18 protein-coding genes are annotated in these 16,913 nt (G+C 59.6%); 10 read left to right on the plus strand and 8 right to left on the minus strand.

The features are described from left to right. Positions 1–142 precede the first annotated feature (142 nt). Both HU759_RS22105 and HU759_RS22110 read left to right on the plus strand, forming a co-directional pair. Positions 143–865, plus strand: coding sequence for a TorF family putative porin (locus tag HU759_RS22105; protein WP_186617163.1), 723 nt, complete (start codon positions 143–145; stop codon positions 863–865). 66 nt (positions 866–931) lie between these two features. Further along, positions 932–1,798, plus strand: coding sequence for a DUF6279 family lipoprotein (locus tag HU759_RS22110; RefSeq protein ID WP_186617165.1), 867 nt, complete (start codon positions 932–934; stop codon positions 1,796–1,798). Positions 1,799–1,913: 115 nt separating this feature from the next. On the opposite strand, the gene HU759_RS22115 is transcribed toward HU759_RS22110, so the two are convergent. Then, positions 1,914–2,303, minus strand: coding sequence for a transcriptional regulator (locus HU759_RS22115; RefSeq protein WP_186617167.1), 390 nt, complete (start codon positions 2,301–2,303; stop codon positions 1,914–1,916). 155 nt (positions 2,304–2,458) lie between these two features. Between HU759_RS22115 and HU759_RS22120 the strand changes: the two genes are divergently transcribed. After that, on the plus strand, positions 2,459–2,734 hold the full coding sequence (locus HU759_RS22120; protein ID WP_017134853.1) for a hypothetical protein: 276 nt from the start codon (positions 2,459–2,461) through the stop codon (positions 2,732–2,734). Between the two features lie 114 nt (positions 2,735–2,848). On the opposite strand, the gene HU759_RS22125 is transcribed toward HU759_RS22120, so the two are convergent. Beyond that, on the minus strand, positions 2,849–4,195 hold the full coding sequence (locus HU759_RS22125; protein ID WP_026013512.1) for a DEAD/DEAH box helicase: 1,347 nt from the start codon (positions 4,193–4,195) through the stop codon (positions 2,849–2,851). Between the two features lie 193 nt (positions 4,196–4,388). Here HU759_RS22125 and HU759_RS22130 point away from each other — a divergent pair, with 193 nt between their 5' ends. Next, positions 4,389–5,687: a mechanosensitive ion channel family protein gene (locus tag HU759_RS22130; RefSeq protein ID WP_138453987.1), complete on the plus strand. Its 1,299-nt coding sequence runs from the start codon at positions 4,389–4,391 to the stop codon at positions 5,685–5,687. A gap of 104 nt (positions 5,688–5,791) precedes the next feature. Here the strand turns inward: HU759_RS22130 and HU759_RS22135 are convergent, their stop codons facing one another. The 3 genes from HU759_RS22135 to HU759_RS22145 all read right to left on the minus strand — a co-directional run bounded on the left by HU759_RS22135 (position 5,792) and on the right by HU759_RS22145 (position 7,927). Next, entirely contained in the window at positions 5,792–6,658 is an 867-nt protein-coding gene (locus tag HU759_RS22135; protein WP_017134850.1) for a carboxylate/amino acid/amine transporter, read from the minus strand. Between the two features lie 203 nt (positions 6,659–6,861). Continuing rightward, the gene (locus HU759_RS22140) at positions 6,862–7,461 is read right to left on the minus strand and encodes an FMN-dependent NADH-azoreductase (protein WP_017134849.1); all 600 of its coding nucleotides are present in this window, start codon (positions 7,459–7,461) and stop codon (positions 6,862–6,864) included. Positions 7,462–7,612: 151 nt separating this feature from the next. Next, positions 7,613–7,927 carry a 3-phosphoglycerate kinase gene (locus HU759_RS22145; RefSeq protein ID WP_138454187.1) on the minus strand — a complete coding sequence of 105 codons (315 nt, stop codon included), beginning with the start codon at positions 7,925–7,927 and terminating at the stop codon, positions 7,613–7,615. A gap of 49 nt (positions 7,928–7,976) precedes the next feature. On the opposite strand from HU759_RS22145, the gene HU759_RS22150 reads away from it, so the two are divergent. The 5 genes from HU759_RS22150 to aqpZ all read left to right on the plus strand — a co-directional run bounded on the left by HU759_RS22150 (position 7,977) and on the right by aqpZ (position 13,183). Then, positions 7,977–8,900 carry a LysR family transcriptional regulator gene (locus tag HU759_RS22150; RefSeq protein ID WP_017134847.1) on the plus strand — a complete coding sequence of 308 codons (924 nt, stop codon included), beginning with the start codon at positions 7,977–7,979 and terminating at the stop codon, positions 8,898–8,900. 14 nt (positions 8,901–8,914) lie between these two features. Continuing rightward, positions 8,915–9,718, plus strand: a complete 804-nt coding sequence (locus tag HU759_RS22155) for an alpha/beta hydrolase (protein ID WP_017134846.1) — start codon at positions 8,915–8,917, stop codon at positions 9,716–9,718. Between the two features lie 3 nt (positions 9,719–9,721). Then, the gene (locus HU759_RS22160) at positions 9,722–10,285 is read left to right on the plus strand and encodes a peptidylprolyl isomerase A (RefSeq protein WP_016979352.1); all 564 of its coding nucleotides are present in this window, start codon (positions 9,722–9,724) and stop codon (positions 10,283–10,285) included. Positions 10,286–10,367: 82 nt separating this feature from the next. Continuing rightward, positions 10,368–12,200: an ABC transporter ATP-binding protein gene (locus tag HU759_RS22165; RefSeq protein ID WP_017134845.1), complete on the plus strand. Its 1,833-nt coding sequence runs from the start codon at positions 10,368–10,370 to the stop codon at positions 12,198–12,200. A 281-nt stretch (positions 12,201–12,481) separates the two neighbouring features. Further along, positions 12,482–13,183 carry an aquaporin Z gene (aqpZ, locus tag HU759_RS22170; RefSeq protein ID WP_186617169.1) on the plus strand — a complete coding sequence of 234 codons (702 nt, stop codon included), beginning with the start codon at positions 12,482–12,484 and terminating at the stop codon, positions 13,181–13,183. A gap of 11 nt (positions 13,184–13,194) precedes the next feature. On the opposite strand, the gene HU759_RS22175 is transcribed toward aqpZ, so the two are convergent. Continuing rightward, complete coding sequence (locus HU759_RS22175) at positions 13,195–14,319, minus strand: GNAT family N-acetyltransferase (RefSeq protein ID WP_186617171.1); 1,125 nt, start codon at positions 14,317–14,319, stop codon at positions 13,195–13,197. Positions 14,320–14,601: 282 nt separating this feature from the next. Here HU759_RS22175 and HU759_RS22180 point away from each other — a divergent pair, with 282 nt between their 5' ends. Beyond that, complete coding sequence (locus HU759_RS22180; protein WP_017134842.1) at positions 14,602–15,924, plus strand: putative porin; 1,323 nt, start codon at positions 14,602–14,604, stop codon at positions 15,922–15,924. A 120-nt stretch (positions 15,925–16,044) separates the two neighbouring features. Here HU759_RS22180 and HU759_RS22185 read toward each other — a convergent pair whose 3' ends face one another. Both HU759_RS22185 and HU759_RS22190 read right to left on the minus strand, forming a co-directional pair. After that, complete coding sequence (locus HU759_RS22185; RefSeq protein WP_017134841.1) at positions 16,045–16,278, minus strand: zf-HC2 domain-containing protein; 234 nt, start codon at positions 16,276–16,278, stop codon at positions 16,045–16,047. Continuing rightward, a complete protein-coding gene (locus tag HU759_RS22190; RefSeq protein ID WP_016973332.1) occupies positions 16,272–16,886 on the minus strand; it encodes an RNA polymerase sigma factor in 615 nt (204 codons plus the stop codon). The genes HU759_RS22185 and HU759_RS22190 overlap by 7 nt, the downstream gene beginning before the upstream one ends. Between the last annotated feature and the right edge of the window lie 27 nt (positions 16,887–16,913).

Here is a 16,913-nt window from a genome sequence, read left to right on the forward strand (position 1 = left end):
ACACCCTCCTGCTACTTATCTTGATGTGCTAATCGACGAACGGGGCTCACCGCGAAGCATTCGCCGGTATGCTTGCACCCGTCTAGCACGGGCATCTGTCCGATTTTTTCATTACTGCTCCTCGCTTTTCATGGAGTGAAGCATGCTCAAGCCCTGCTTGTTTCTCATCGCAGCCCTTACAGCAAGCCCCCTCGCATACGCGCAGATTTTTCAGCGTGAACTGGGTGACTTCGACCTCAAATTAGGCACCACGCCCAGCCGCAGCATGGCCCAGGGTTTGGTCAAGCCCACCTCGCCGGGCAGCGATTCCTTCCACGGCGGCCTGGACCTGAGCCACGACAGCGGCCTGTATTTCGGCCAGTTTTCGCCCAATATGGGCCTGTCCTCGGCCAACAACCTTGAAGTCGACTCCTACATGGGCTTCAAGCGCCCCTTCGACCAGACCCTCGGCTACGAAGTCGGTATGATCCACTACAGCTACCCCAAGCTCAGTCCGCTCGACAGCCAGGAGTTCTACGGCGGCTTGAACCTGCTGGGCAATCGCTTCGGCGTGTCGTTCAGCAACGATCCGGATCGCCAGGACAGCACGCTGTTTGCCGACCTCGGCGGTACACAGCCCTTCGGCATCGGCGTCAGCATGAAGTACACCACTCACCAGCTCGGCACTCCAACTGCGGTGGAAGGCGGCACCATCAGCAGCTTCAGCGACTGGTCAGTGCAGTTCTCCCGCGCATGGAAAGGCGTTGACCTGGACCTGATCTATAGCGGCTCCAGCCTCAGCGGTGGAGACTGCTCGGCCTACTCCGGACACAATTCGCAATGCGACGGCCTGTTGACCTTGAAGGCCGCGCGGTCGTTTTATTGATGGGCTGAACTGTCGCGCCTCGCACAGGCTCACATGCATGAACCCTCCCTGCGAAAGGACACGCCCATGCTGCGTCGGCTCAAATTACTGGTGGTATTACTGACGTTGAGCCTGGTGCTCGCCGGCTGCAATCGCGTGGGCCTGGCCTACCGCAACCTTGATGTGATCATCCCCTGGACGCTCAACGACTACCTGGACATGAACGCAGGGCAAAAGAGCTGGTTCAATGACACACTCAAGGAACATCTGGCCTGGCACTGCACCACTCAACTGCCGGGCTACCTGGACTGGCTTGATCGCCTGCAACAAATGGTCGACAACAACCAGATCACCGACGCCGCGCTGCAAGCGCGCACCAGCGAAGCCAAGCAGGCGATCGCTGAAGTGGCCCGTGAGATCACCCCGTCAGCCATCCAGTTGCTGCAGGGCCTGGATGATCAACAAGTCAAAGACATGGGAGATGCGCTGGCCAAAGACCTGCGCAAGCGCCAGGACGAATACCTCAAACCGCCACTGGCTCAGCAGATCAAGGAGCGCGCCGAGCGCATGAGCAAACGCCTGGATGCGTGGATGGGGCCTTTGAGTCCCAGCCAGCAGAACCGAGTGACGGCGTGGTCAATCGCGCTGGGTGAACAGAATCAGGAATGGATCGGTAATCGCGCCCATTGGCAGGCGCAATTTATCGACGCCTTGCAGCAGCGTCACAGCGCTGACTTCCCACAGAAAATCCAACAGCTGCTGGTGGATCGCGAGAGCCTGTGGACCCCGCAATACCGCACCGCCTATGCACAGACCGAAGCCGCTGCCCGCGGCCTGATCATCGACCTGATGGCCGAAAGCACGGCGCAGCAGCGCCAGACACTCACACAAAAAATCGGCAAGGTTCGCAGTGACTTCCAGGCCCTCAAATGCCTCAAGGCAGCCTCGATTTAAAAATGTGGAAGCGGGCTTGCTCGCGAATGCGGTGAATCAGTCGATGAATCTATTGACTGACACACTGTATTCGCGAGCAAGCCCGCTCCCACATTTTGATTTGGGGTGTGCTCTTTCAGGCAATCTGCGCCTTGGAAGCCACCTCGGCGAACGTCGCCGGGTCCAGCGCGTCGGCCTGCTCGTCCAGCACCTGGCGCGGGTGGTCGTTGCCCGGAATTGAGCTGTCGATCAGGGCCAGCAACTGCGCGCCCAGCGCCGTGAGGATGAAGTTCTCACCATTGCCGCCCTCTTCTTCCGGGCGCGATTCAATGAAACCGCGTTTGAACAACAGCGCTTCGTAATCGGCGGCGGTCTTTTTCAACACGTCCAGGTTACCGGTGGATTCGCCCGCCGTGGCCTTCTCGGCGGCTTCCTGCTCGGCGTATTTGCGCGGCGCAAAGCTGCCTTCGCCGTTCTGCACTTCATGCAGTAGACGTTCGATCAGATCCCAGTTGTAAGTCGTCATCCTGATTACTCCCGCGGGCAGATTAAAAAGTGGCCCGTCATAGGTAGTGACATGACCTGACACTGGCCGTTCATCCCAATAGACGAGCGTCATTTCTCTGAACTTTCCAGACGTTCGCGCCCTCAACTGAACACCACTGCCAAGGAGGTCCGACCATGAAAACCCTGATGAACCTGGCCATCGCCGCCGCCCTGCTGAGCGCCCTGCCCGCCTGGGCCTGCACGCCGGAAGAGGCCACGGCCAAACGCGAACAACTGGCCAGGGAAGTGACCAAACTGACCCAGCAAAACCCGGCCAAGGCCAAGGAAATCAACGATGAGTTGCAACACATGAACCTGGAGACTGCCAGCGCGGATCTGCCAGACAAGTGCCAACTGATCGACCAGCGCCTCAAGGAGCTGGACGAGGCGGCCGCCAAAGCAAAGAATTAACCACCACAACGGGACGCGGAGCGCCCTTGGCGGCATTCCCACGCAGAGCGTAGGAACGATCAACTGAGGGCATAAAAAAACCGGACAGCGTCCGGTTTTTTTATATCAGCGGCCTTATTCGGCAGCTGGCGCTTCTGGCTTGCGGCGCTTGAGCGGCGCCATGCCGTCCTTGCTGACGAGCGACAGGTTGTCGGTCTTCGGCCGGTTGGCAATCTTGCGCTTGGTTGGCGACTTGGCGCCGGTTTTCTTCTTGTCACCCTTGGCGTCGGTCTTTTTCTTCTTCACGCCAACGGCTTTGCCCGACGCCTTGACCTTCTTCGGCCCGGTGTAGGTGCCTTTGACTTCCTTGATGGTGCGGCGCTCGAACGACTGCTTGAGGTAGCGTTCGATACTCGACATCAGGTTCCAGTCGCCGTGGCAGATCAGCGAGATCGCCAGACCATCATTGCCGGCACGCCCGGTCCGGCCAATACGGTGTACGTATTCGTCGCCGCTGCGCGGCATGTCGAAGTTGATGACCATGTCCAGGCCATCCACGTCCAGGCCTCGGGCGGCAACATCGGTGGCGACCAGGATCTTCACGCCGCCGGCCTTGAGGCGGTCGATGGCCAGCTTGCGGTCCTTCTGATCTTTTTCGCCGTGCAGCACGAACGCCTTGTATTCCTGAGCCACCAGGCGACCGTAGATACGGTCGGCTGCTGCACGGGTATTGGTGAAGACGATGGCCTTCTGATAGGTCTCGTTGGCCAATAACCAGTTCAGGATCTGTTCTTTGTGTACGTTGTGGTCGGCCATCACGATCTGCTGACGCGTGGTCGCGTTCAGGTCGCTGACGTTATTGACCTGCAAGTGCTCAGGGTTGTTCAGCACCTTGGCAACCATATCGCGCAGGGTCGAACCGCCGGTGGTGGCGGAGAACAGCATGGTCTGCTGGCGATTGACGCACTCGGCAACAAGACGCTGCACGTCATCGGCAAAGCCCATGTCGAGCATGCGGTCGGCTTCGTCGAGCACCAGCACTTCGACTTCCTTGAGGTCGAGGTTGCCGGCGTTGAGTTGCTCGATCATCCGGCCTGGGGTGCCGATCAGGATGTCGGGCACCTTGCGCAGCATGGCGGCCTGGACCTTGAAGTCTTCACCGCCGGTGATGATGCCGGACTTGATGAAGGTGAACTGCGAAAAGCGCTCCACTTCTTTCAAGGTCTGCTGGGCCAGTTCGCGGGTTGGCAGCAGGATCAGGGTCTTGATGCTCACGCGGACTTTGGCCGGGCCGATCAGGCGGTTCAGCACCGGCAGGACGAAAGCGGCGGTTTTACCGCTGCCGGTTTGTGCCGTCACCCGCAGGTCACGCCCTTGGAGCGCGAGCGGGATGGCCGCTGCTTGCACAGGCGTAGGCTCGACAAATTTAAGCTCGGCCACGGCTTTGAGCAGGCGTTCGTGCAGGGCGAATTGGGAAAACACGGGTGCTACCTCGAAGAAATACAAAATATCAGCTGCATAGGGTAACGGTTTCGGGCGCTCAAACCGAGTTTCTTTACGCGAACGAGGCTAATCAGCTGCTTTTTTGTCAGCAGATTTGTCCGCAAAACCAACTTTGTTGCACATAAATGCTCTAATCGACCCGTGTTGTCTTACAGAAGAATCGGTTTTACCCATGGATATCAAACAGCTCTGGCTCAACGTCCAAGACCTTTGGGGCGCCCTCGATGAACACCCGCTGCTGCATGCCAGCCTGGGTTTGCTGATACTGCTGGTAGTCGCCCTATTGGTCGGACGGGTAGCACGCTACCTCATCCTCCACGCCGTCAAACTGCTCGGCCGGCAACCGGCGCTGCACTGGCTCAATGACCTGCGGCATAACAAAGTCTTCCACCGCCTGGCGCAAATGACGCCCTCGCTGGTGATCCAGTTCGGCCTGTACCTGGTACCCGACCTGAGCAAGACCGCCACCCTGTTTATCGGCAATGTGGCGCTGGCGTTCACCATCCTGTTCATGACGCTGGCCGTGAGCGCCCTGCTCAACGCCTTGCTGGATATCTACGCGCGCACCGAACATGCCCGCACCCGCTCGATCAAGGGCTATGTGCAGTTGGCAAAGATGGTGCTGTTCGTGTTCGCCGCGATCATCATCGTCGCTACCTTGATCGACCGTTCGCCGCTGTTGCTGCTCTCGGGTCTGGGTGCAATGTCAGCGGTGATTTTGTTGGTGTACAAGGACACGCTGCTGTCGTTTGTGGCCAGCGTGCAGCTGACCAGCAACGACATGCTGCGGGTCGGCGACTGGATCGAGATGCCTCAGGTCGGCGCCGACGGTGACGTGGTGGATATCACCCTGCACACGGTCAAGGTGCAGAACTTCGACAAAACCATTGTCTCGATCCCCACTTGGCGCCTGATGTCCGAGTCGTTCAAAAACTGGCGCGGCATGCAGGCTTCCGGCGGGCGCCGCATCAAACGCAGCCTGTATATCGACGCCAGCGGCGTGCGCTTTTTGCGCGACGACGAAGAAGTGCGCATGACCCAGGTACACCTGCTCACCGACTACATCAGCCGCAAGCAGGCCGAACTCAAGGCCTGGAACGCAGCTCAGGGCCATAGTGCGCAACTGTCGGCCAACCGCCGCCGCATGACCAACCTCGGCACCTTCCGCGCCTACGCCCTGGCGTACCTGAAAAGCCACCCGGACATCCAGCCGAACATGACCTGCATGGTGCGCCAGATGCAAACCACCGCCCAAGGCGTGCCGCTGGAAATCTACTGCTTCACCCGCACCACGGCGTGGGCCGATTACGAGCGCATCCAGGGCGATATCTTTGATTATTTGCTGGCGGTGTTGCCGGAGTTTGGCTTGAGCCTGTATCAGCAGCCGAGTGGCAATGATTTGCGCGCGGGGATGGTGCCGGCGGTGTTGGGGGCCAGCCATTTGCCAGCCCTGGAAAACGAATCTGCCTGACGCCATCCATTCCCTGTGGGAGCGGGCTTGCCCGCGATAGCGGTGTATCAGTCGAAATATTTGCCGACTGACACCCCCTATCGCGGGCCGCTCCCACATCTGGATCAGCTTATGACCGGCACCTTGCGCACACCCAAGCGACTGATCCACACCGCCCCCAGAATCACCAAACCTCCCAAAGCCAAGCGCCCCAACGGCTCGTGCTGATTCCAGATCAGCAAGTTGAGCAACAACCCCACCGGCACATGCAGGTTGTTCATCACCGCCAATGTACCGCCGTTGACCAGGCAGGCGCCTTTGTTCCACCAGTACATGCCCAGCGCAGTGCTGACCAGCCCAAGGAACACCAGTACGCCCCATTGCAGCGGCGCTTCGGGCAAAAAGTTGCTTTTCCCGAACAGCAGAAATGCCGGCAGCACCACGATCAAGGCGCCCAGGTAGAAGTAGCCGAAGCGCCGGTAGTGCGGCAGGTCGCTCGGATAACGCGCCACCAGGTGCTTGTACATCACCTGCCCGGCGGCGTAGGTGAAGTTGGCCAGTTGCAGCAGCAAGAAGCCCATCAGGAAGTTCGGCGTGATCTGGTCGAAGCGAATCACCGCCGCGCCGCCCACGGCCACCAGCGCAGCAATCAGCGCCCAAGAGTTGAATCGGCGGTTAAGCGCGTCTTCGATCAGGGTCACGTGCAACGGCGTGAGGATGGTGAACAGCAACACTTCCGGCACCGTAAGTACGCGAAAGCTCAAGTAAAGGCATACATAGGTCACGCCGAACTGCAGCGCACCGATCAGCAACATGCCGCGCATGAAGGGTGGCGCCACCGAACGCCAACGGGTCAGCGGGATGAAGATCAACCCGGCCAATACCACGCGCACCAGCACGGCGAAGTAGCTGTCGACGTGACCGGCGAGGTATTCGCCGATCAAGCTGAAGGAAAATGCCTGAATCAGGGTGACAACCAGTAAGTAGCCCATGCGCGCCTCGTTTCGAATGGGCGGGACATTAAAGGTTTTCGCCGTTTACTGAAACTCAAGGCAAAAAAAACCCGACCTCGCTAAAGCGGCAGTCGGGCAGGAGCACTCAGGAGCAACAAGTGCAAAGGGAGGTTCGATACGCGTACTTGAAGGGTTTGCGTGGAGCGATATAAACACCACGCGATTATGTGACGATTAAAACGTCAGGCGACCTGTGCCAGCAGCGCTTTGGCGTGGTTGATGCCCTTCTCCTGGAAGTCACCGCTCAAGTTCACGCCTTCGGCATGAATGAAGGTGACGTCATGAATCCCGATAAAGGCCATGACCTGGCGCAGGTACGGCTCCTGATGGTCGGAGCTGGCGCCGGTGTGGATGCCACCGCGTGCGGTCAGCACAATAGCGCGCTTGCCGGTCAGCAAACCCTGCGGGCCGGTGGCGGTGTACTTGAAGGTCACACCGGCACGCAACACGTGGTCCAGCCAGGCTTTGAGGGTGCTGGGAATGGCGAAGTTGTACATCGGCGCGGCCATCACCAGCACATCGGCGGCGAGCAATTCGTCGGTCAGTTCGTTGGAGCGGTCCAGGGACGCCTGCTCGACGCGGCTGCGCTGGTCGGCGGGTTTCATCCAGCCGCCGAGCAGGTTGGCGTCCAGGTGCGGAACCGGGTTGAGGGCCACATCACGCACAGTGATCTGATCCGCCGGGTGGGCGGCCTGCCATTGGCTGATGAACTGTTGAGTCAGCTGGCGGGAGATCGAATCCTGCTGGCGGGCGCTGCTTTCGATGATCAGAACATTGGACATGGCTGGGTAGGCTCCATCTGTAAATGCTGTAAGACGATGGAGTGAAGATTAAACAGAGCCAATTCGATAAAAAAGCGTAAAAAACTGCTATAACCCATCTATAAATTTGTTTATAAGCGGAGTATTGCTGTGGGCATGCTCCGCTGCCGGTTTATTTTGGGGTGCAGGTCAGTGCGATACGCATTTTGATAATGGCGCGGCTGAAATTCACCGTGGTGTTGGTGGTTTTCCCCGCCGCAACTGTGACCTTGCGAGTACGCGGGGCTTCCGGGCCGTTGGTAAAACGCACCTTGCACTCCGCATCATTTGAGCCGTAATTGGTCAGTCGGATCGAACTAATATTGCTGTCGACATCCGAGGCGCTGTAATCGATCTTCACACCCTGAATGTCTTTCGTCACATCGGTGCTGAATGCAAACGCGCCCATCGGCAGCAGCGCCAGCAACACACAACAGAATTTTCTCATTCGGCAGTCTCCAATAAGGACCGCCAGCTTAGGACAAGAGGAGCTCATCTTGAAAGCGCCCCGCGTTACCCTCGATCAATGGCGCACGCTGCAGGCCGTGGTCGACCACGGCGGCTTCGCCCAGGCGGCTGAAGCACTGCACCGTTCGCAGTCCTCGGTGAGCTACACCGTGGCCCGCATGCAAGACCAGCTCGGCGTGCCATTGCTGCGCATCGATGGGCGCAAGGCCGTGCTCACCGAGGCCGGTGAAGTGCTGTTGCGCCGCTCGCGGCAACTGGTCAAAAACGCCAGCCAACTGGAAGACCTCGCCCATCATATGGAACAGGGCTGGGAAGCCGAAGTACGCCTGGTGGTGGACGCCGCCTACCCGAATGCACGCCTGGTGCGCGCGCTCACCGCCTTTATGCCGCAAAGCCGTGGCTGCCGCGTGCGCCTGCGTGAAGAAGTGCTGTCGGGCGTTGAAGAGCTGTTGATGGATGGCATGGCGGACCTGGCCATCAGCGGCTTCATCATTCCAGGCTACCTGGGCACCGAAATGAGCGACGTGGAATTTATCGCTGTGGCCCACCCCGACCACTCACTGCATCGCCTGAACCGCGAGTTGAGCTTCCAGGACCTGGAAAGCCAGATGCAAGTGGTGATCCGTGACTCTGGCCGCCAGCAGCCGCGCGACGTCGGCTGGCTCGGCGCCGAACAGCGCTGGACCGTCGGCAGCTTGCCCACCGCCGCCACCTTCGTCAGCAGCGGCCTGGGCTTCGCCTGGTTGCCCCGACACCTGATCGAACGCGAACTCAAGGATGGCCTGCTCAAGCAGCTGCCATTGGAAAAGGGCGGCAGCCGCAACCCGACGTTCTACCTGTACTCGAACAAAGACAAACCCCTGGGGCCGGCCACGCAGATTCTTATCGATTTGTTGCGCACCTTCGACACCGCTCCCCTGGACGCACCTTTCGCCGCCCCCCAGCAAGCCTGAAACGGAGTTCACCCATGGCCTGGTTCGACCACGAAGGCTGCAGCCTGCATTACGAGGAATACGGTCACGGCGCTCCGCTGATCCTGATCCACGGCCTGGGCTCCAGCAGCCAGGATTGGGAACTGCAGATTCCGGTCCTGGCCCGGCATTACCGCCTGATCGTGGTGGATATACGCGGTCACGGTCGCTCCGACAAACCCCGCGAACGCTACAGCATCCAGGGTTTTACCTTCGATCTGGTGGCGTTGATCGAACACCTGAACCTGCCGCCCGCCCATGTGGTGGGTTTATCCATGGGCGGCATGATCGCATTCCAGCTGGCCGTGGACGACCCCGCTCAGGTCAAGAGCCTGTGCATCGTCAACAGCGCGCCCGAGGTCAAGGTGCGCAGCGCCGATGATTACTGGCAATGGGCCAAGCGCTGGAGCCTGGCGCGCGTGCTTAGCCTTGCCACCATCGGCAAAGCGCTGGGCGATCGGCTGTTCCCCAAACCCGAGCAAGCCGACCTGCGGCGCAAAATGGCCGAACGCTGGGCAAAAAACGACAAACGTGCTTATCTCGCCAGCTTCGATGCGATTGTCGGCTGGGGCGTGCAGGAACAACTTTCCAGAATTACCTGTCCTACCCTGGTCATCAGCGCCGACCACGACTACACCCCCGTGGCGCAGAAAGAAAACTATGTAAAACTGCTGCCCGATGCGCGGCTGGTGGTAATCGAAGATTCCCGCCATGCCACGCCCTTGGATCAACCCGAAGTCTTTAACGCTACCTTGCTCGATTTTCTAAAGACAGTCGAAACCACTACCCAGGATCACTGACCCATGCTGAAAAAAATCGCCTTCTTTGCCGGCTCCGTATTGTTCGCAGCCAACCTGATGGCTGCTGAGCCTGCCAAGGCCCCTCACGTCCTGATCACCACCACCAATGGCGACATTGAAATCGAACTGGACCCGGTCAAGGCGCCGATCAGTACCAAGAACTTCCTGGCCTATGTCGACAAAGGCTTCTACACCAACACCATTTTCCACCGCGTGATCCCGGGTTTCATGGTCCAGGGCGGCGGTTTCACCGCGCAGATGTCGCAGAAGCCGACCGAAGCACCGATCAAGAACGAAGCCAGCAACGGCCTGCATAACGTTCGCGGCACCTTGTCGATGGCACGTACCAACGATCCAAATTCGGCCACCAGCCAATTCTTCATCAACGTGGCTGACAATGCCTTCCTCGACCCAGGCCGTGATGCGGGCTATGCCGTGTTCGCCAAAGTGGTTAAGGGCATGGACGTTGTCGACGTCATCGTCAACTCGCAAACCACTACCAAGCAAGGCATGCAGAACGTGCCAATCGATCCTGTTGTGATCAAGTCGGCCAAGCGCATCGACTGAGGTCCGCAGCAAGCTCCGCACGCGGCCCACAACGCCGCGTGCGCATTTGAAAGGAGAGCCCGCAACGCGGGCGTCAGACTGAATGCTCTATCGTCGCTTTGAACAACTGATCGACATTTTCCGCGACGCTCCCAGCGCCGCCCCTCCTGATAAAGTCCTGCCCTTCTACCTCTACTACCTGCGCCAGGTGTGGCCAAGTTTTGCCGCCTTGCTGGTGGTCGGCCTGATCGGCGCGTTGATCGAAGTGGCATTGTTCAGCTACCTGAGCCGCATTATCGATTTGGCCCAAGGCACGCCGCCCGCCAACTTCTTCCAGATTCACAGCGCCGAGCTGATCTGGATGGCCGTGGTTGCCCTGCTGCTGCGCCCGATCTTCAATGGCCTGCATGACTTACTGGTGCACCAGACCATCAACCCAGGCATGACCAGCCTGATCCGCTGGCAGAACCATAGCTACGTACTCAAGCAGAGCTTGAACTTCTTCCAGAACGATTTCGCCGGGCGCATTGCCCAGCGCATCATGCAAACCGGCAACTCCTTGCGCGATTCGGCAGTGGCGACCGCGGAAGCCATCTGGCACGTGTCGATCTACGCCATCAGCGCCCTGGTGCTGTTTGCCGAGGCGGACTGGCGCCTGATGATCCCGCTGATCACCTGGATCATTCTTTACAGCCTGGCGTTGCGTTACTTCGTGCCTCGCGTGAAAGAACGCTCGGTGATTTCCTCCGAGGCGCGCTCCAAATTGATGGGCCGCATTGTCGACGGCTACACCAACATCACCACCTTGAAGCTGTTCGCCCATACGCAAAATGAGCAGGAATACGCCAAGGAAGCGATCATCGAGCAGACCGAAAAAACCCAGTTGGCCGCACGCGTGCTCACCAGCATGGACGTGGTGATCTGCACCTTGAACGGCGTGCTGATCGTCACCACCACCGGCCTGGCGTTGTGGCTGTGGACGCAGTCACTGATTTCGGTGGGCGCCATCGCCCTCGCCACAGGCCTGGTGATCCGTATCGTCAACATGTCCGGCTGGATCATGTGGGTGGTCAACGGCATCTTCGAAAACATCGGCATGGTGCAGGACGGCCTGAAAACCATCGCTGCACCACTGGCAGTGACCGACCGCGACAATGCCCCGCGCCTGAACGTGCCGCACGGCGAAGTGCGTTTCGAGCAGGTGGATTTCCACTATGGCAAAAAGAGCGGGATCATTGGCGGCCTGAACCTTCAGATCAAGGCCGGTGAGAAAATCGGCCTGATCGGCCCCTCCGGCGCGGGCAAATCAACCCTGGTCAACTTGTTGCTGCGCCTGTACGACCTGCAAGGCGGGCGCATCCTGATCGACGGCCAGAACATCGCCGAAGTCGCCCAGGAGTCCTTGCGTGCACAGATCGGCATGATCACCCAGGACACCTCGCTGCTGCACCGCTCGATCCGTGACAACTTGCTGTACGGCAAGCCGGATGCCACCGATGAGGAACTCAACGCCGCCATCCACAAAGCCCGCGCCGATGAGTTCATCCCGCTGCTGTCGGATGCCGAAGGGCGCACAGGGCTGGATGCGCACGTGGGCGAGCGCGGGGTGAAACTCTCGGGCGGGCAACGTCAGCGCATTGCCATTGCGCGGGTGCTGCTCAAGGACGCGCCGCTTCTGATCATGGACGAGGCCACCTCGGCACTCGATTCGGAAGTGGAAGCGGCGATTCAGGAAAGCCTGGAGACCTTAATGCAAGGCAAGACGGTGATTGCGATTGCGCACCGGTTGTCGACCATTGCGCGCATGGACCGGCTGGTAGTGCTGGAGAAAGGCCAGATTGCCGAGACCGGCAGCCATGCCGAACTGCTGGCCCATGGCGGCTTGTATGCCAGGTTGTGGCAGCACCAAACGGGTGGGTTCGTCGGCATCGATTAAAAACACACCGCAAAACAGTGTGGGAGCTGGCTTGCCTGCGATAGCGCACTGTCAGTACCGAATTGGTTATCTGGCACACCGCAATCGCAGGCAAGCCAGCTCCCACCTTTAATCAGCGCCAAGCCCCTAATCCACGGGCCCCTGGCGCTTTTTTTATGGCCTGGATTTGTATCAAAAGCGTGCTGTAATCAGTGCAGTGCCTAGAGGGGCGCTGAAGTAAATCTGCAGGGAGCATCACTGATTTGCTGATTCGGTAGAGCTATCTATCAAGGACGTGTCGCATGTCTTTGTTCAAACGTTCAATCACAGAGGGGTTAGGTACGTTTTGGCTGGTGTTGGGCGGTTGCGGGAGTGCGGTGTTGGCCGCAGCGTTTCCCGCCGTCGGGATCGGGTTCCTCGGTGTGGCCCTGGCCTTCGGGCTGACGGTGCTGACCATGGCGTTTGCCATCGGGCATATCAGCGGGTGCCACCTCAACCCGGCAGTGTCAGTGGGGCTGGTTGTGGGCGGGCGGTTTCCGGCCAGGGAGTTACCGGCTTACATCGTCGCGCAGGTAATCGGCGCCACTGTCGCCGCTGCGCTGTTGTACTTCATTGCCAGTGGCAAGCCGGGGTTCGAACTGGCGTCGGGCCTGGCCTCCAACGGCTACGGCGAGCATTCGCCGGGTGACTACTCGATGGCTGCGGGGTTTGTCTGTGAGCTGGTGATGACGGCGATGTTCGTGCTGATCATCCTCGGCGCCACCGACCGTCGTGCTCCGCCGGGTCTTGCACCCATCGCCATCGGCCTGGCCTTGACCTTGATCCACTTGATCTCCATTCCCGTGACCAACACTTCGGTCAACCCGGCCCGCAGTACCGGCCCGGCCCTGATCGTCGGCGGATGGGCGATCCAGCAGTTGTGGATGTTCTGGCTGGCGCCGATCCTCGGTGCTGTAATCGGCGGCGTGACCTATCGATGGCTGGGCAAGGAGCAGCCAGCCTGAGGCAATCGGGTTCAGCCCTGCCGATAAGGCAGGGCTGCCCTTGCCTCTTCGGCATACGCCAGAATCCCAACCCGCTCGCGCTCCAGGAAGTCTTCCACGGCATTCTTCAAACCCGGATGGCGCAGGTAGTGCCATGACCGTGTGATCACCGGTTCAAAGCCGCGAATCAACTTGTGTTCGCCCTGGGCGCCGGCGTCAAAACGTTGCAGGCCGTGGGCGATGGCGTAGTCCATGCCTTGGTAGAAGCAGGTTTCGAAGTGCAGGCGGTCGAACTCCGCCAGGCAGCCCCAGTAGCGGCCATAGAAACTGTCGCCACCGATCAGGCTGAAGGCCATGGCCACCGGGCGTGCGCCTTGTTTGGCCAGCACCACGCGGATCGCCTCGGGCATGCGTTCGGCCAGCAGGCTGAAAAAGGCGCGGGTCAGGTAGGGTGACTGGCGACGCACCGCGTAGGTGTTGGCGTAACAGGCGTAGACAAAATCCCACTGCGCCTCGCTTAACTCGTGGCCTTGCAACCATTCAAAATTGATGCCCTGCCCCGCCACTTGCTCGCGCTCTTTGCGCATTTGTTTGCGCTTGCGTGAACTCAAGGCATCGAGGAAGTCCTGGAAGTCGCGATAGCCGCGGTTTTGCCAGTGGAACTGGCAGCCCAGGCGCTGCAACCAACCCGCCTGCCCAGCCAATGCGGCATCGGCCAACGGGTCGGTGAAGTTGATATGGGCACTGGAGAGCCCTTCGATTTCCAGATACCCGGGCAAGCTACCCAGCAGTTCAACCCCGTCCTCGGCATTCCTGGCCAACAAACGTGGGCCACTCACCGGACTGAACGGCACCGCCGTCAGCAACTTGGGGTAGTACTCGATGCCCGCGCGCGCGCACGCATCCGCCCAGCCGTGATCAAACACGTACTCGCCGTAGGAGTGCCACTTGCGGTAGCTGGGCAAGGCCGCCACCAGCCGCTCGCCTTCCCAATGCAGCAAATGCTCGGGCTGCCAACCGGACTGCGGGCCCAGGCTGGCGCTGTCTTCCAGGGCACTCAGAAAGGCGTGCCGCACAAAGGGTTGGGCCTGCGGCACCAGGGCATCCCAGACTTGCGGGGCGATTGCAGACAGCTTGTCCAGGCGTTGCAGCGGCATCGGCATCCTCACTGTTTCTTGGCGTGAAAGCCTGGCGAGTATCGCCTATCGCGGCGCCAGGCACACCTCGAAACGAGCGCGACAAACCTCGAAACAATTAGTTCCAGATTAAATAATTTGTCATCTAGGTGAAATCACTTAGCCACTACTCCGTCATAAACGATCGCGATACTGACGCCTGTTTTTAGAGCGCCTGGTTCTACCAGGCGGCTATTTTCCGTCCGTCATCGGTCGGTTGTGTCCTGGATGGTTTGCCATCCCTCCTCACTTTCGGAGATTGATATGCGTCTTGCTTCCACTAAAACTGCGGCGGCCCTGTGTGGCGGCCTGTTGCTGGCCCTGAGCGTTCCGGCCAGCGCTGCAGTCGACGCTAAATTGCTCGACATGCTCAAGGCCAACGGCCAGATCACCGCTGCGCAGTACACCGAACTGCAAACGGAATTAGCCAAGGACCAGAAAGAAAAGCAGATCGCACAGCAAGCTCAACAAGAGACCAACGAGCAGATCGCGGCCACCGCGAAAAAAACCAACGACCTCAGCGTCTTCGATCAGAAGCTGGCCTGGGCCGCACGCACTCAGCTCAAGGGTGATGTGCGCTTCCGTCAGGAAACCGTGAAGATCCAGGGCGAATCCAACAACGGCGGCCGCGACAAAGACCGTCAGCGCATCCGTGCCCGCCTGGGTGCCTACACCGAAATCAACTCCCAGGTCGACACCGGCATCCGCGTAGCCACCGGCAGCAGCGACGACGCGCGCTCCACCAACCAGGACCAGGACAACTACTTCGACAAGAAGTCGATCTGGCTGGACCTGGGCTACATCGACTACCACCCGGACCAGATCAAGAACCTGCACGTGATCGGCGGCAAGATGCTGCAGCCGTGGGTAAACATGGGCGACGTGATCTGGGATAGCGACATCAACCCTGAAGGCCTGGCCGTCACCTACAAGTACCCATTGGGCGGCAGCGCCGAGCTGTTCGGCAGCCTGGGTAACTACAACCTCAAGGACAACGTAGACGGCGACGGCGTGCAATTTCGCCACGACCTGCGCCTGACCTCCGGCCAGTTGGGCACGCGCTTCTCGCTCACCGACAACCTGAAAATGACCCTGGGCGGCAGCGTCTACGCCTACCAGAACGACAAGGACAGCCGCTGCACAACCACCACCACGCCATGCGCGCTGGCGGTCAACGGCAACTCGGCCAACAACGAATTCCGCCTGTATGAAGGCTTTGCCCAAGCCGACATCGGCGGCCTGGCCGTGCCTTTGGCGTTCTACGGCCAGTACGTGAAAAACAACGATGCGGTGACCGACCAGGACACCGCCTGGTTGATCGGTGCCAAATCCAAGGTGTTCGGTTTCAACCTGGACTACAACTACCGCGATACGCAACGTGATGCAGTGGTTGGCGCCTTCACCGATTCGGACTTCGCCAACGGCACCACCGGTTCGCGCGGTCACAAGCTCAAAGTCAGCTACGACATCGACAAGAACTTCGCCCTCGGCGCCACGTACTTCCTGACCAAGGCTGACTACGCCAGCCGCACGCAGCGTGATGCCAACACCAACACCTTGCAGTTGGATGCTGAAGCCAAGTTCTAAATGTGCATGCAATAACCCTTGGGCCAGGACGGCCCGAGGGGGTTTCAACAGCCTTGCGTGGGTGGGTCGATCCCCATCATCCGTTCGACTCACCCACGCGAGCCTGCCTCTTTCCCACCGTTACTGATCTTTGAGCCTTTCGGCCACCAGCCGATCAGCCAGTGCATCAGCGTCCTTTACCGGCTCCTCCGGCATGATCTTCAAAGTCGCCTGCATCAGGCGCATCTGACGAATAAATCGCCGGCAGTTGGGGCAGAACATCAAGTGATGACGCACCAGCAAACGCTCTCGAAAGGTCAATTGCCCATCGAGGTAGTCACTGGACCGCGCCACTTGTTCCTTACAGGTCAACATTCGCCCGTTTCCTCAAAATGCTCCACCGTGGCGAAGACTTTAAGCCGTGCTCGATGCAACAGCACACGGACATTGGAGAGCGAGAGGGTCAGAAGATTACAAATCTCCTCCAACTCCAGGCCCTGACGTTCACGCAACACCAATACGCTGCTTTGCAGCTCCGACAAGCTCAGGATTGTATGCTCCAGGCATTTGCGCAGTTCATCCTCGGTCAGCAAGGCTTCCGGGGTGTCCTGGTGCCAGGCGTAAGGCGCAACGGCCCAGTGGCCGTCGTCGGGGACGAAGCGGTCATCGCCAATGGTGCCGTGGGGCGAAGGCAAATCGTCGAGCAATACTTCCCGGCGATTCTGTTTGTAGCGGCCCTTGGCAGAATTGGCGGTGATGGTCAGCAGCCAGGTTTTGAGGCTGGAGCGCCCTTCGAACTTGGCCAGGTTACGCACCACTGACAACCAGGCGTCTTGCACCACTTCATCGGCGTGGCGCTGGCCGACAATGGCATAGGCTACCGCGCGCATTGCACTCTGGTAGGTGGTGACCAGTTCCTTGTAGGCCCGCTGCTCGCCCTTGAGCAGCCGTTCAAGCAGGTGCGCGTCGTCCGCTGCTGCCATTCAAACCTCGATCTTGCCTTGGAAATA

Origin of the sequence: Pseudomonas sp. OE 28.3 (genome assembly GCF_014268205.2) — a bacterium.
GTDB lineage: Bacteria > Pseudomonadota > Gammaproteobacteria > Pseudomonadales > Pseudomonadaceae > Aquipseudomonas > Aquipseudomonas edaphica.